12 protein-coding genes are annotated in these 14741 nt (G+C 57.0%); 4 read left to right on the top strand and 8 right to left on the bottom strand.

Features of this window, described 5'->3' with window-relative positions; genetic code table 11:
• Positions 1-335: 335 nt before the first annotated feature.
• Positions 336-1205 carry a MurR/RpiR family transcriptional regulator gene (locus HEP82_RS02830; RefSeq protein ID WP_192456690.1) on the top strand — a complete coding sequence of 290 codons (870 nt, stop codon included), beginning with the start codon at positions 336-338 and terminating at the stop codon, positions 1203-1205.
• Between the two features lie 173 nt (positions 1206-1378).
• Positions 1379-2821 (top strand): pyruvate kinase, encoded by a 1443-nt coding sequence (gene pyk, locus HEP82_RS02835; RefSeq protein ID WP_192456691.1) that lies wholly within the window; start codon positions 1379-1381, stop codon positions 2819-2821.
• 379 nt (positions 2822-3200) lie between these two features.
• On the opposite strand, the gene HEP82_RS19920 is transcribed toward pyk, so the two are convergent.
• The 4 genes from HEP82_RS19920 to znuA all read right to left on the bottom strand — a co-directional run bounded on the left by HEP82_RS19920 (position 3201) and on the right by znuA (position 7829).
• A complete protein-coding gene (locus HEP82_RS19920) occupies positions 3201-3629 on the bottom strand; it encodes a hypothetical protein (RefSeq protein WP_225622286.1) in 429 nt (142 codons plus the stop codon).
• A 571-nt stretch (positions 3630-4200) separates the two neighbouring features.
• Entirely contained in the window at positions 4201-5181 is a 981-nt protein-coding gene (gene lpxM, locus HEP82_RS02845; protein ID WP_192456692.1) for a lauroyl-Kdo(2)-lipid IV(A) myristoyltransferase, read from the bottom strand.
• A gap of 149 nt (positions 5182-5330) precedes the next feature.
• Positions 5331-6794 carry a murein DD-endopeptidase MepM gene (mepM, locus tag HEP82_RS02850; RefSeq protein ID WP_192456693.1) on the bottom strand — a complete coding sequence of 488 codons (1464 nt, stop codon included), beginning with the start codon at positions 6792-6794 and terminating at the stop codon, positions 5331-5333.
• Positions 6795-6806: 12 nt separating this feature from the next.
• Complete coding sequence (gene znuA / locus HEP82_RS02855) at positions 6807-7829, bottom strand: zinc ABC transporter substrate-binding protein ZnuA (protein WP_192456694.1); 1023 nt, start codon at positions 7827-7829, stop codon at positions 6807-6809.
• 75 nt (positions 7830-7904) lie between these two features.
• On the opposite strand from znuA, the gene znuC reads away from it, so the two are divergent.
• Together znuC and znuB are read left to right on the top strand one after the other, a co-directional pair.
• Positions 7905-8663, top strand: coding sequence for a zinc ABC transporter ATP-binding protein ZnuC (gene znuC, locus HEP82_RS02860; RefSeq protein WP_192456695.1), 759 nt, complete (start codon positions 7905-7907; stop codon positions 8661-8663).
• Positions 8660-9445 (top strand): zinc ABC transporter permease subunit ZnuB, encoded by a 786-nt coding sequence (gene znuB / locus HEP82_RS02865; protein ID WP_192456696.1) that lies wholly within the window; start codon positions 8660-8662, stop codon positions 9443-9445. The genes znuC and znuB overlap by 4 nt, the downstream gene beginning before the upstream one ends.
• Before the next feature lie 140 nt (positions 9446-9585).
• Here znuB and ruvB read toward each other — a convergent pair whose 3' ends face one another.
• The 4 genes from ruvB to tkt form a co-directional block, all read right to left on the bottom strand.
• Positions 9586-10590: a Holliday junction branch migration DNA helicase RuvB gene (gene ruvB / locus HEP82_RS02870; RefSeq protein WP_015853841.1), complete on the bottom strand. Its 1005-nt coding sequence runs from the start codon at positions 10588-10590 to the stop codon at positions 9586-9588.
• A 7-nt stretch (positions 10591-10597) separates the two neighbouring features.
• Positions 10598-11215 (bottom strand): Holliday junction branch migration protein RuvA, encoded by a 618-nt coding sequence (gene ruvA / locus HEP82_RS02875; protein WP_192456697.1) that lies wholly within the window; start codon positions 11213-11215, stop codon positions 10598-10600.
• A 285-nt stretch (positions 11216-11500) separates the two neighbouring features.
• Positions 11501-12532 carry a HoxN/HupN/NixA family nickel/cobalt transporter gene (locus HEP82_RS02880; protein WP_192456698.1) on the bottom strand — a complete coding sequence of 344 codons (1032 nt, stop codon included), beginning with the start codon at positions 12530-12532 and terminating at the stop codon, positions 11501-11503.
• Positions 12533-12729: 197 nt separating this feature from the next.
• A complete protein-coding gene (tkt, locus tag HEP82_RS02885) occupies positions 12730-14739 on the bottom strand; it encodes a transketolase (RefSeq protein WP_192456699.1) in 2010 nt (669 codons plus the stop codon).
• Between the last annotated feature and the right edge of the window lie 2 nt (positions 14740-14741).

The raw sequence follows: 14741 nt of genomic DNA on the forward strand, positions 1-14741 counted from the left end.
ATTTTATTACAGAACTAATGTACTCTTTTTGACTTTACCCAGTAAACCTGAAAAAAAACCACATTCTGCTTATTTGCTGGTACGACAAGGCTTAAGATGCCATTGGGCACAGCAGCGAAACCTATCTGGCATCTGCCCAAAAAAGAAATTTTCTGTCTTTTTTGACAGTGAATTACTATTTTGAAAGTTAGACACAAGTCATATTCTGACAAAAAAAGCAGGCGGCGTGTTACTCAGCCCTCTGCAACAGCCGGACGCCCGTAGTATATTTCACCCATTCCGCATTGGTTTACCCTAGGGCAGCCAATGAAAATACCATAGATGGTCACTGTTATATGAATATGCTGGAAAAAATCCAGAGTCATCTAGAGCTGTTGAGTAAATCGGAAAGAAAAGTGGCGGAAGTCATTCTCGCCTCGCCGCAGACAGCCATCCATGCCAGTATCGCCGCCCTCGCCGACCTGGCTGAAGTGAGTGAGCCCACCGTCAACCGTTTCTGCCGTCGTCTCGACACCAAAGGTTTCCCCGATTTCAAACTCCATCTGGCGCAGAGTCTGGCCAACGGCACGCCTTACGTAAACCGTAATGTGGAAGAGAGCGATTCGGTGGAGTCCTATACCAGCAAAATCTTCGAGTCGGCGATGGCGGGTCTTGAATACGCCAAATCCAACATCGACATTCAGGCGGTCAACCGGGCGGTAGATTTATTAACCCAGGCGCGGAAAATTTCTTTCTTCGGTTTCGGCGCCTCGGCGGCTGTCGCCCATGACGCCATGAACAAGTTCTTTCGCTTCAATATTCCCGTAGTGTACTTTGACGATCTGGTGATGCAGCGCATGGGTTGCATGAACTCCAGCGAAGGCGACGTGGTGGTGCTGATTTCCCACACCGGTCGTACTAAGAACATGGTTGAAATGGCGCGGCTGGCGCGGGAGAACGACGCCACCGTCATCGCCATCACCTCCGGCGGTTCGCCGCTGGCGCGGGAAGCATCGCTCACGTTGCAGGTCGAAGTGCCGGAAGACACCGACATGTATATGCCGATGGTGTCGCGCATTGCGCAGCTGACGCTGATCGATGTGCTGGCCACCGGATTTACGCTGCGGCGCGGCGCGAAATTCCGGGATAACTTGAAGCGTGTCAAAGAAGCATTAAAAGAATCGCGTTTTGATAAGGAAGAACGATTCAGCAGTCCTTTTAACTAATTTGTCGTAATATCGGGTGACTGCGGCGCCGCTCCCCGGAATGGAGCGCCAGCCCGTTACCTTAAAACCAGGCACGGCATCCGGCCGGGGGCGCGTACAGGCAAGCATCGGCTTCCCCCTCCTCCTGCCGTTACCGCATTACAAACACGCTTCACCAGTCAACGGAGTTACACATGTCCAGACGGCTCAGAAGAACCAAAATCGTTACCACACTGGGGCCGGCTACCGACCGCGACAATAATCTGGAAAAGATTATCGCCGCAGGCGCTAACGTAGTCCGCCTGAACTTCTCCCACGGCACTCAGGAAGACCATCAACTGCGCGCTGACCGGGTGCGCGAAGTCGCCGCGAAGCTGGGTCGCCATGTCGCCATCCTGGGCGATCTGCAGGGGCCGAAAATCCGCGTATCCACGTTCAAAGAAGGGAAGATTTTCCTCAATGTGGGCGATAAATTCCTGCTGGACGCCAATCTCGGCAAAGGTGAAGGCGATAAAGAAAAAGTCGGCATCGACTACAAAGGTTTGCCGGACGACGTGGTTCCCGGCGATATCCTGCTGCTGGATGATGGCCGTGTGCAGCTGAAAGTTCTGAGCGTAGACGGCATGAAAGTCTACACCGAGGTGACGGTAGGCGGCCCGTTGTCTAACAACAAAGGCATCAACAAACTGGGCGGCGGCTTGTCGGCGGAAGCGTTGACGGAAAAAGACAAGGCCGACATCATCATCGCCGCCAAAATCGGCGTCGATTACCTGGCGGTCTCGTTCCCCCGTACCGGCGAAGACTTGCATTATGCCCGTCGGCTGGCTCGCGAAGCCGGCTGCCAGGCCAAGATTGTCTCCAAAGTGGAGCGCGCCGAAGCGGTAAGCACCGATGATGCCATGGACGACATCATCCTGGCCTCTGACGTCGTCATGGTGGCACGCGGCGATCTGGGCGTGGAAATCGGCGACCCGGAACTGGTCGGTATTCAGAAAAAACTGATCCGTCGTGCCCGTAAACTAAACCGTGCGGTTATCACCGCTACCCAGATGATGGAATCGATGATCACTAATCCGATGCCGACCCGCGCCGAAGTCATGGACGTGGCCAATGCGGTATTGGATGGCACCGACGCCGTCATGCTGTCGGCGGAAACCGCAGCGGGGCAATACCCGGCGGAAACCGTAGCGGCGATGGCCAAAGTCTGTGTGGGCGCGGAAAAAATCCCCAGCATCAACGTCTCCAAACACCGCCTTGATATCCAGTTCGACAATGTCGAAGAATCCGTCGCCATGTCCGCCATGTACGCGGCCAACCACCTGAAAGGGGTAACAGCCATCATTGCGATGACCGAGTCCGGCCGCACCGCGCTGATGATGTCCCGCATCAGTTCCGGCCTGCCGATCTTCGCGATGTCCCGCCACGAGCATACGCTGAACCTGACGGCACTGTACCGCGGCGTAACGCCGGTGCAGTTCTCCAGCTACACGGACGGCGTCGCCGCCGCCAATGATGCCGTGTTGTTACTGCGCGACAAAGGCTTCCTGATGTCCGGCGATCTGGTGATCGTCACCCAGGGCGACGTGATGGGCACGGTAGGTACTACCAATACCGTCCGTATTCTGCGCGTCGAATAAGGCTGATACGCCGGCGGTTCCATTGCGGGACGCCGACAAAAAAAGCGGGGTGATATATGCCCCGCTTTTTTATATCCGCCATATTTCATATTGCCGGTGTGTTGTCTCGATGACTTACCCTCAAGGCTGTAACCAAAACTATTCCATGCTGCTCTATGACACCGTCGTTTATCGCGATAATATTGTTTGGTAACGACAATGACCTGACGTGGTCAACAATGGAAATTCGCCACTCTTTCAATTAGCATTATTTAGCTCATAACTGTTCGAACCATGCAAAATAATAGCGGCGGCATCCTTTCCGCCAGCACATGGTTATTTATGTAAATAACATTATTTCGTTAAAATAATTTTCTCGGTTAGCGTTTGGCCAGGAATATTACTGTACGTTGCTCTTCGGCATGGTGGCACCTTCATTTTTGACCGGGCTGGATTTTTCAGCTGTGCTGTCTTTAACCGCCGACTGACTCTCTTTTTCCGCCTGATGTCTTTTCATTGGTTTTTTATGTTCGCTTTGCTCTTTCTTCGCTGCTGTGGTTTCCATCGTGCCGACAGTTTTCTCCGCCTTCATCTTCCCATCGGCGCCAACCGGTTTTTTGACGGCGGCGGCATCCGTTTCCGACTTAGCCGCCGCATTCGTATTGGCTTTATCCACCGCTTTGCCCAATGCAGATTCAGCAGATGCCGGTTTTGCACTGGTGGCTGCTACGGCGTCATTTGCGCTTTTTTCCACCGTGGTGGTTGCAGCATTGGCAGAGACATACGCTGTTGCCAGTAAAACGCCTAAAAACAGTGGTTTCATATTCATTGTGAATATCCTTTAAAAGAGAATCTTTTTTATTAGCCCCACCAAATAAGCTGCCTAAATACGTTGCTTTATTTGTCCTGGCTAACGATTGAAGCCGGTATCGCTTGGCTTCGTGGCTATTAAATCAAAATGAAAAATAAAAAGAACAGGGAATATTCCTAGAATAAATACCGGGAATAAAAACCCTGTTTATCGGATTTTTTATAAGTTCCATTCCCTTGTTTGGGTCATTAAATTTAACTATTACAGTTTATTTTAAATTTCATAAATAAGTATTAATTCTGCTTAAGTGGGTTGAAAACCGAAAAGTTATCCACAAATGCTCGTCGCACATCGTGTCCCCCTGGTTGCGCTGCAAAATAAACATTAACCATTCGCACATCACAGCGCAGCGTCATGGCGTAAACGCCGCCAACCCCACCTCGCTGCTCGCGTCGCAGTATCTGCGCTAAATCGGGGGATAACACGGTGCTACACGGAGGGAGGCCAATCGCCGCGTACCGGGGGTTTAGCAAAACGGCTGACGGGTGTCCCGGCGAGGGAGATGTGCAGGACACCCGGATTGTATCGCTTAGCGCGGGTAGAGATCGTTGCGCAGATAAGGCTCGGTTTCACCCGGTTGGCGTGTTTTCAGCAGTTTGAGGATCCAGGTGTACTGTTCCGGATTCGGGCCGACCAATGCTTCAACCTCTTCATTCATGCGCCGGGCAATGTAGCTATCCTCGGCGCCAGCCAGATCCCGCATTGCCGGGCGCACAAAGACATCCAGCCGCGACGTCTTGCTGTCATACACCGGAAACAGTGGCACAATCTCCGCCCGACACACCTTCATCAGTCGGCCAATCGCCGGTAAGGTCGCTTTGTAGGTAGCGAAAAAATCAACAAACTCGCTGTGCTCTGCACCGTGATCTTCATCGGGCAGATAGTAGCCCAAAAATCCATCCCTGACTGACCCGACAAAGGGTTTGATACCATCGTTGCGCGTATGCAAACGCCCGCCGAACCGCAGACGCAGCTTATTCCACAGATAGTCGACCAGCGCATTTTTCTGGTTGTGCATCATGGCGGCGATTTGATGCCCGCGCTGGCTCATCAGCATCGCCGGAATGTCTATCGCCCACCCATGCGGCACCAGAAAAATGATATTACGCTGCTGCTCACGCAACTGTTCGATCATCTCCATGCCATGCCAACGCACCCGCTCACCCGTGAGCCTGCCGGGCAGAATAGCCAGCTCCACCATCAACACCATCGACTGTGTCGCAGTAGCGAACATGTCATCGATAATCCGCTCACGCTGCGCCTCCGACAGATCCGGCATACACAGCAACAAATTAATGCGCGCCCGCCGACGCGCCCCACCGGATAAGCGCCCGACCAGCCGGCCTAACGCGCCCAACACCGGGTCGCGCCACCGCGGCGGAACGCAGGCCACTGCGGCCATAACACCGGCTCCCAGCCAGACACCCCAGTAGCGCGGGTGTAAAAAAGCCGGCTTGAAGCTGGGGATAAATTCGGCGTTGCTTTTTCTTTCTTTCTTTTCCTGTTCCATGCGACGACTCTTTATTACTGCCTCCGCCAATCATAATGGCTGAGAGGGGTTTTGCAATTTACACGGCTGAACTTCTGGAGCGTATTTTCCCATCGGCAAAAAAAACAGCCGGCAGCACTGGCTACCGGCTGTTATCAGAGGCAATACCGTTAATCATCAAACTTCAACTGCGGCAGGTAATCTTTGACGCGCGCCAGATACTCACGGCGGTCTTTACCCACCAGCCCTTCGGAGCGCGGCAACTTGGCCGTCAGCGGGTTCACGGCCTGCTGATTGATCCAGATTTCATAATGCAGATGCGGGCCGGTCGAACGACCGGTATTGCCGGAAAGGCCGATACGATCACCACGCTTCACCCGCTGCCCCGGTTTCACCAGCAGCCGCGTCATATGCATGTAACGGGTGGTGTATTGGCGGCCGTGGCGAATTGCAATGTAATTGCCGGCTTCGCTATCACGCTCGGCTACCACCACTTCGCCATCACCGGCAGCCAACACCGGCGTCCCCACCGGCATGGAGAAATCGACGCCGCGATGCGGTGCGATTCGCCCCGTCACCGGATTCAGGCGGCGCGGGTTAAAGTTGGAGGAGATCTTGAACTGCTTCATCGTCGGAAAACGCAGGAAACCCCGCGATAACCCGGCGCCTTCACGATCGTAGAATTTGCCGTCGTCGGCACGGAATGCATAGTAATTCTTGCCGCCGGTACGCAGACGCACCGCCTGCAATTCGGTTTGTTCGGTATGGCCATCCAGAATTTCGCGGGACGTCAGGACAGAAAACTCGTCGTCTTTGCGTACCTTGTGCAAATCCAGTTGCCACTGCAAGGCACGAATCACTTCCCGGGCCTCATTGGCGGTCAAGCCGGCGGACTGCGCGCTACTAACAAAGCTGCCGTTCATCCGACCGGTAAAGACCTTGTCCTGCCAGTCACCCTCAATATTTTCCACTTCTTCAGTGAAAATATTGCCTTTACGGGTATAAGTGCGGCTTTCACGGCGGGAAACCTGCCAGCTGAGAGTCTGCAACGCGCCGTCATCATCAAGCGTCCAGGACAATTGCTGGCCGATCTTGAGGTTCCGTAACGAAGTATGCCGATCCGCCAGCGCGGAAATATCCGACATATCAATACCGTACTGGGTCAGGATACTGCTCAGCGTATCGCCGGAAGTCACGACATATTCATGACTGCCATCGTCTTCTTCTTCCGACTTCCCATCCGGGATCCCTTGCGTAGTGGAGGGCTGATCCAGCGGTTCGCTATCGGCCATCGGCGCCGTAGACGTCGCGGCGACCGACGTGCTGACGCTGGCAGCGGCGCCTGACGCCGTGGCATCGGGAATGTTAGGCGTGGAGGCACTGCGCCCCTCACCCAGCGGCGGAACCGGCGTAGTATCCAGCGGTTCGCTGGCGGGAGGATTGAGCACCTGGTAATGATTGATGTCGCCGTCGATGTCTTTCACCACGGCGGGCGCATCATTAACCGGCGGATACGTCACTGGCCGCCAGACGGCGGCAGCCAGTGTGATAAAGGTCAACGACCCCAGCATCACGCGATGGGGTCGGGGCAGACTGTTATACGCCAGAGTGATAGTTCGGACTATCTGCTGCACTTGTTCCTATCCTCATCTCCTTTCATTCAGGCAGCTCAGATACTGTTTGGACAAATGGCGTAAAAAGTTTACGTAACCGTCCTTATCCAGGGTGATGTCACTTCCCAATGGGTCCAGCACGCCGATGCGCACGTCAGTTCCCTTGGCGACAGCATTGATGACCGCTGGCCTGAATTGTGGTTCAGCAAAAATACAAACCGCTTTATGCTCAACCAACTGTGTTCGAATTTGGTGTAAGCGCTGTGCACCGGGCTGAATGATCGGGTTGATAGTGAAATATCCCGACGGACGTAGTCCATAATGCTGCTCGAAATAGCTGTATGCATCATGAAACACAAAATAGCCCTTGCCTTGCACAGGCGTCAGCATATTAACAACATTTTTATCTACCTGCGCAAGTTTCTCAGTGAAATTACGCAGATTTACGTCCAGTTTGTCTTTATTCTGCGGCATGCGTTCCAGCAATCGGTCATGGATCGCCACAGCGGCAGCCTGCGCCATCTCCGGCGACAGCCAGATGTGCATATTGAATTCGCCATGATGATGTTCATCTGCTTCATTATCATGCGAATTCTGGCCGACATCATGAGAATGCCCGTCTTTGGCGTGCATATCATGATCAACGTCATGGGAAGTCGTGTTTTCTTCTTCATCATCGTCGTGATGTGATTCGCGCAACAAATTATCACGCACTGCAGGAAGCGAGCTCAATGCCAGATTACGCCCGGCAGGCAGCGGTTGCAGGGCTTTTTGTAAAAACGCTTCCATCTCCGGCCCAATCCACACCACCAGATCGGCGCGTTGTAACCGCTGAACATCCGCCGGACGCAGCGCATAATCGTGTGGCGACGCGCCATCCGGCAACAGCACGTCGGTTGTGGTCACGCCATCGGTGATAGCCGCCGCAATAAACCCCAGCGGGCGAATTGACGTCAACACCGCTGAGGACGCCGCCGGCGAGGCGCATGCCCCGGTCAGCAACACGCCAGCGACGAGTATGGTTTTCAGCCATTTATCATGAGTAGAGCGCAACATAACCCTTCATCCATCGATTTTTATACGAAAAACCGTTATATTATAACGTCACGTATTCTCTGCAACCCAAAATCTATGGCAACACTCGTTTCACTGGACAATATCGGCGTACAGTTCGGCAACCGTCCGATACTCACCGATATCACCTTCCGGCTACAGGCCGGTCGCATTCTGACGCTACTGGGCCCCAACGGCGCGGGAAAATCCACGCTGGTGCGCGTGGTGTTGGGATTATTGCCCCCCACCAGCGGCCGTCTTGAACGCGCGCCCCACCTGCGCATCGGTTATGTCCCGCAGAAACTGCATCTTGACGTCACGCTGCCGCTGACCGTCAATCGCTTTATGCGGCTGCGCCCCGGCGTCAAACACGACGACATCATGCCCGCCCTCAAGCGCGTACAGGCAGGGCACCTGCTGGAACAACCGATGCAAAAACTCTCCGGCGGCGAAACTCAGCGCGTTCTGCTCGCACGCGCCATTCTCAACCAGCCACAATTGCTGGTGCTGGACGAACCGACCCAGGGTGTCGACGTCAACGGCCAACTGGCACTGTACGAATTGATCAACCAGCTGCGACAGGAGTACCAGTGCGGCGTATTGATGGTCTCCCATGATCTGCATTTGGTCATGGCCAAAACCGACGAAGTGCTGTGCCTCAATCAGCATGTTTGCTGCTCCGGCGCGCCGGAAGTAGTCTCACTCCATCCGGAATTCCTCGCCATGTTTGGGCACCGGGGTGCTGAACAGTTAGCCATCTACCGTCATCACCACAACCACCGGCATGACTTGAACGGCAAAATCATTCTGAAACGACAGGACGGAAACAACGCATGATTGAACTACTGCTGCCCGGCTGGCTGGCGGGGATGTTTTTGTCCATCGCAGCGGGCCCGCTCGGTTCCTTTGTGGTCTGGCGGCGCATGTCCTACTTTGGCGATACGCTGGCGCATGCCTCGCTGCTGGGCGTCGCTCTAGGGCTGTTGCTGGACATCAATCTGTTTTATGCGGTGATCGCCGTCACGCTGATGCTGGCCTGCGGGCTGGTCTGGCTGGAGCGACGTCCCTGGCTGGCAATCGATACTCTGTTGGGGATCATGGCACACAGCGCGCTGTCGCTTGGGCTGGTGGTGGTCAGTCTGATGAACAATATCCGGATTGATTTGATGGCGTATTTGTTCGGCGACCTGTTGTCCGTCACGACGGACGATCTGTGGATGATTGGCCCCGGCGTATTGCTGGTGGTGATGGTTCTGTGTTGGCAATGGCGTTCGCTGCTGTCCATGACCATCAGCCCGGAGCTGGCACACGTCGACGGCGTCGCGATCCAGCGAACCAAACTGCTGTTGATGCTGATCACCGCGCTCACTATCGGCCTGGCGATGAAATTCGTCGGCGCGTTGATCATCACCTCATTGCTGATCATTCCTGCGGCCACCGCCCGCCGCTTCGCGCGCACGCCGGAACAAATGGCGCTGCTCGCCATCGCCGTCGGGATGTTAGCGGTCACTGGCGGGCTGGCCTTTTCCGCCGACGCCAATACGCCGGCGGGCCCGTCGGTGGTGTTGTGCGCATCGCTGCTGTTCATACTCAGCCTGCTGAAAAAACAGCCGGCCTGACGCAGACCGCCCTACCCTCAATGCGTGAAGGGCAAATCCGTATTGGTGTGTTTTAACGTTATCGGGCTTCCCGTCAGCCGATGGGCCGGCGGGAACAAGGAAAGGCGGACGGCTATTTTTCCTTCGGGTACCGACGGTACCTACTCTTCCCGGCTTAGGCCGAAATGACGATAGGCGTGCTGCGTGGCGATGCGTCCGCGCGGCGTGCGTTGCAAAAAGCCCTGCTGAATCAGGTAGGGCTCCAGCACATCCTCGATAGTTTCACGTTCTTCGCCGATTGCTGCGGCCAGATTATCCAGCCCCACCGGCCCGCCCATAAATTTGTCGATCACCGCCAGCAGCAATTTGCGATCCATATAGTCGAAACCTTCCGCATCCACCGCCAGCATATCCAATGCCTGCATCGCCACCTCCATCGTGATGACGCCGTCGGATTTCACTTCGGAGAAATCGCGCACTCGCCGCAGCAGGCGGTTGGCGATACGCGGCGTACCGCGGGAACGGCGGGCGACTTCCAGCGCGCCTTCGTCCGTCATCTCCAGCCCCAGGCACTGTGCGCTGCGCTGCACAATGTGCTGCAGGTCGGCCACCTGATAGAACTCAAGACGTTGCACGATGCCGAAGCGATCGCGCAGCGGAGAGGTCAGCGAGCCGGCGCGGGTGGTGGCCCCAACCAGCGTGAACGGCGGCAAATCCAGTTTGATGGAACGCGCCGCCGGGCCTTCGCCGATCATGATATCAAGCTGGTAATCCTCCATCGCCGGGTAGAGCACCTCCTCCACCACCGGCGAAAGACGATGAATCTCGTCAATGAACAGCACGTCATGCGGTTCAAGGTTGGTAAGCAGCGCCGCCAGATCGCCCGCTTTCTCCAGCACCGGGCCAGAGGTGGTGCGCAAATTCACCCCCATTTCGTTGGCGACGATATTCGCCAACGTGGTTTTACCCAACCCCGGCGGGCCAAAAATCAGCAGATGGTCAAGCGCGTCGCCGCGTTTACGGGCCGCCTGAATAAAAATCTCCATCTGCTCGCACACTTTCGGTTGCCCAACGTACTCAGCCAGCGTTTTGGGGCGAATGGCACGATCCTGTACTTCCTCTTCGGCGATGACGCTGGGCGAAATCAGACGGTCGGCTTCAATCATTTTTACCTCACAACGCGGCGCGCAGCGCTTCCCTGATCAGGGTTTCACAATCGGCGTCCGGATGCGCCACCTTGCTGACCATCCGCGCCGCCTCCTGCGGTTTGTAGCCCAGCGCCACCAGTGCAGCCTCGGCTTCCGCCTGCGGATCCGGTGCGTCCGCGGCCTTGCCGGCCGTCGCCGGCAGCGAGATATCACTGGCGGCGGTAAACAGATCGCCATTCAACCCTTTGAAGCGATCTTTCATCTCCACCACCAGACGTTCGGCGGTTTTCTTGCCGACACCCGGCAGTTTTACCAGCGCGCCGATCTCTTCACGCTCCACGGCGAAAACGAACTGCTGCGCCGACATACCAGAGAGGATCGCCAGCGCCAATTTCGGCCCGACGCCATTGACCTTGATCAGCTCGCGAAACAGAGAACGCTCCTGCTTATTGTTGAAACCGAACAGCAGTTGCGCATCTTCCCGCACCACGAAATGAGTAAAAATAACGCTTTCCTGACCGAGCTCCGGCAGTTCATAGAAGCAGGTCATCGGCATATGCACTTCATAGCCCACCCCGGCGGCTTCAATCAGCACCAGCGGCGGCTGCTTTTCCAATACGATGCCTCTCAGACGACCTATCACGCGGTTTTTCCTCTTTCCAATAGCACTAAAATGTTGGCGTATAGCTTATAACACAAAAAAAGTAGCGCATACACAAAAGCTGTATGCATATCCAGATTGCGATGCCGCTCGCCGTTTAAAAGCCCGGATGACGGGCGTTGTGCAGGATAGGGGGAAGCCGGACAAGGGGGCGCCACGCCGCCGAGCCGTTAATCCAACCGCTCGGCCCGCGCCAAACCCGATGAGGGAGAACCGGGCGCGTCTCCCGGTGAGTCAACCCATTCGGCCAGCGCCGAACCGACGGCGTCAGGCGGCCTGATTATCCAGCGCGTCGTACTTTTTCCAGCGGTAGTTACACAGAGAAATCACCCAACAGGCGATAAACAGCGCTATCACATAAAAACCGGCGTTGCCCAGTTGGTCGTTCATATCATCCACCAAACGCCACGCGCCGGCATGCAGGTCGAGCTTGTCCGCCAGCAGACCGAGCGCCTCCAGCCCGCCGATAAACACCGCTACCACCACCGACGACGCGGTAATGGTCATGTTGTAGTAAAGCTTGCGCTGCGGCTTGCTGAACGCCCAGCCGTAGGCGCCCACCATCAGTACGTTATCCAGCGTATCCACCAGCGCCATGCCGCAGGTGAACAGCGCGGGAAACAGCATGATCGACCAGATCGACATCCCCTGCGAGGCGCCCGCCGCCGAGAGGCCCAGCACGCCGATTTCCGTCGCGGTATCAAACCCCAGCCCGAACAGGAACCCCACCAGGTACATGTGCCAGCTTTTGTTCACCAGCCGGAATGTGGAACGAAACAACCAACCCAGCATGCCGGAGGCCGGTGCCGCCGCTATCACTTCCGGTGTCAGGCGCTGACCTTGTTTGAATTGCTGAAAATTCCGCCAGACGCTACGCAGGATCACCAAATTCACCAACGCCATCAGCAGTAGAAAACCGGCGGATACCGAGGTGCCGATCACGCCGCCCACGTCGTGGAACCAGGTCATATCGTCCTGAAACGCTGTCGCCGTTGCCGCCAGCGCCAGCGACGCCAACACCACGATGGTGGAGTGGCCAAGCGAGAACCAGGTGCCGACGCCCAGCGGACGCTTCCCTTCCTGCATCATTTTGCGGGTCACGCTGTCGATGGCGGCGATATGATCCGCATCCACCGCATGGCGCAGCCCAAAACACCAGGCCAGCAGGCAGGTCGCCATCAGCGCAGCGTCGTCGCCAAAGATCACCACAGCCAATGCCCATACCATGAGATTGATAACGGCCAGACTGCCCAGCATCACCACAGCGCGCGGGTTTTCCCGCAGTAACGAAGACAACATGAGAACCTTTCCCATCGTTCCGGCGGCAGATGTCGTCGGGGAAATAGTGAGTGTGAAAGTTTATGGATTTTTCATACAACCGCACGTTGTCGCAGATCAAAGACGGGCGGAATTTTCGGGTGGAACTTGGGCATCGGCGAGATAAATGCCGACCCCCGCCGACTGACGGGAGCCCGGTCTATTTCAGTGGAATAGCGTTAGCGCGCCAACAGCGCTTCCGCCTGATGCAGCAGGTTGTCGAGGGTAAAGCCATAGCGCGCAAACAGTTGCCCGGCCGGGGCCGACTCACCGAAGTCACGCATCCCCACCACGGCGCCGTGCAACCCGACATACTTGTACCAGTAGTCGGCGATGCTCGCCTCGACCGCGATACGTGCGCTTACCGCTGACGGCAGCACCGCTTCGCGGTAAGCGGCATCCTGCTGGTCGAATACGTCGCAGGACGGCATCGACACCACGCGAACCGCCACCCCGCGTGCCGACAGCACTTCCCACGCGGCCACCGCCAGCGCGACTTCCGATCCGGTGGCGATCACCATCAGCCTTGGTGGCAACGTACAGTCTTTCAATACATAACCGCCCCGTGTGATCGCCGTCAGCTGTGCGTCGTTGCGCGGCTGCTGCGCCAGATTCTGGCGCGACAGGATCAGCGCCGTCGGGCCATCATGTCGCTGCACCGCCTGTTGCCAGGCCACCGCGGTTTCCACCTGATCGCACGGGCGCCACACGCTGAGATTCGGCGTCACCCGCAGCATCGCCAGCTGTTCCACCGGCTGGTGGGTCGGGCCATCCTCCCCGAGCCCGATAGAGTCGTGGGTGTAGACCAGCACCTGACGTTGCTTCATCAGCGCCGCCATGCGCACCGCGTTACGGGCGTATTCGACGAACATCAGGAAGGTGGCGGTATACGGCAAAAAACCGCCGTGCAACGCCATCCCGTTGGCGATGGCGGTCATGCCGAACTCACGCACGCCGTAGTGCACATAGTTGCCGGCCGGATCGTCATTCAACGACCGGGAGCCGGCCCACAGCGTCAGGTTGCTCGGCGCCAGATCGGCGGAGCCGCCCACCAGCTCCGGCAGCAGCGGGCCAAAGGCGTTCAGGGTGTTCTGCGAGGCCTTGCGGCTGGCAATCTCCGCCGGGTTGGCCTGCAACCCGGCGATGAACGCCTGTGCGTCATCCGCGAATGTTGACGGCAACTCGCCACGCATGCGGCGGGTAAACGCCGCCGCCAGTTCGGGAAACGCGCGCGCATAATCCGCAAACCGCGCCGCCCAGGCATTTTCCCTTGCCTGACCAACCTCCCGCGCATCCCACTGCGCACGGATTTCCGGCGGGATCACGAACGGCGGGTATGGCCAGCCCAGCGCTTCGCGGGCTGCCGCGACCTCCGCCTGCCCCAGCGGCGCGCCGTGGGACTCGTGGCTGCCGGCCTTGGTGGGCGAACCGAAGCCAATCACGGTTTTGCACATCAGCAGCGACGGCTTATCGCCGATTGCGCGCGCGGCGTTGATCGCCGCACGGATCGCCGCCTCGTCGTGTCCGTCAATGCCGCGCACCACATGCCAGCCGTAAGCTTCAAACCGGGCGGCAGTGTCGTCGGTAAACCAGCCGTCGACATGGCCATCGATGGAGATGCCGTTATCGTCGTAAAACGCCATCAACTTGCCTAGCTTCAGCGTCCCTGCCAGCGAGCACACCTCGTGGGAAATGCCCTCCATCATGCAGCCGTCGCCCAGGAACACATAGGTGTAGTGGTCGACCAGGGTATGCCCCGGTCGGTTGAACTGCGCCGCCAGAGTACGCTCGGCCAGCGCCATCCCGACGGCGTTGGCGATCCCCTGCCCCAACGGCCCGGTGGTGGTTTCTACGCCGGGCGTGACGTCCACCTCCGGGTGTCCCGGTGTTTTGCTGTGCATCTGTCGGAAATTTTTCAGTTCCTCCAGCGGCAGCGCATAACCGCTCAGATGCAGCAGGCTGTAAAGCAGCATCGAGGCATGCCCGTTGGAGAGCACAAACCGGTCGCGGTTAGGCCAAGCGGGGTTGGCGGGGTTATGGTGCAAAAACTCACGCCACAGCACGGTGGCCATATCCGCCATCCCCATCGGTGCGCCGGGGTGGCCGGAATTGGCCTGCTGTACTGCGTCCATACTCAGTGCGCGAACCGCATTGGCTAATGGCCGTGCGCTGTAATCAGAATGCGTCATCG

Source organism: Musicola keenii, assembly GCF_014855505.1.
Taxonomy (GTDB): domain Bacteria; phylum Pseudomonadota; class Gammaproteobacteria; order Enterobacterales; family Enterobacteriaceae; genus Musicola; species Musicola paradisiaca.

Excerpts from the sequence above, each read along its gene's own strand:
- HEP82_RS02830 (WP_192456690.1), top strand. The coding sequence starts at position 336 with ATGAATATGCTGGAAAAAATCCAGAGTCATCTAGAGCTGTTGAGTAAA.
- ruvB (WP_015853841.1), bottom strand. The coding sequence starts at position 10,590 with ATGATTGAAGCCGACCGTCTGATTTCGCCCAGCGTCATCGCCGAAGAG.
- lpxM (WP_192456692.1), bottom strand. The coding sequence starts at position 5,181 with ATGGAACAGGAAAAGAAAGAAAGAAAAAGCAACGCCGAATTTATCCCC.
- tkt (WP_192456699.1), bottom strand. The coding sequence starts at position 14,739 with ATGACGCATTCTGATTACAGCGCACGGCCATTAGCCAATGCGGTTCGC.
- znuB (WP_192456696.1), top strand. The coding sequence starts at position 8,660 with ATGATTGAACTACTGCTGCCCGGCTGGCTGGCGGGGATGTTTTTGTCC.
- HEP82_RS02880 (WP_192456698.1), bottom strand. The coding sequence starts at position 12,532 with ATGTTGTCTTCGTTACTGCGGGAAAACCCGCGCGCTGTGGTGATGCTG.
- HEP82_RS19920 (WP_225622286.1), bottom strand. The coding sequence starts at position 3,629 with ATGAATATGAAACCACTGTTTTTAGGCGTTTTACTGGCAACAGCGTAT.
- znuA (WP_192456694.1), bottom strand. The coding sequence starts at position 7,829 with ATGTTGCGCTCTACTCATGATAAATGGCTGAAAACCATACTCGTCGCT.
- pyk (WP_192456691.1), top strand. The coding sequence starts at position 1,379 with ATGTCCAGACGGCTCAGAAGAACCAAAATCGTTACCACACTGGGGCCG.
- znuC (WP_192456695.1), top strand. The coding sequence starts at position 7,905 with ATGGCAACACTCGTTTCACTGGACAATATCGGCGTACAGTTCGGCAAC.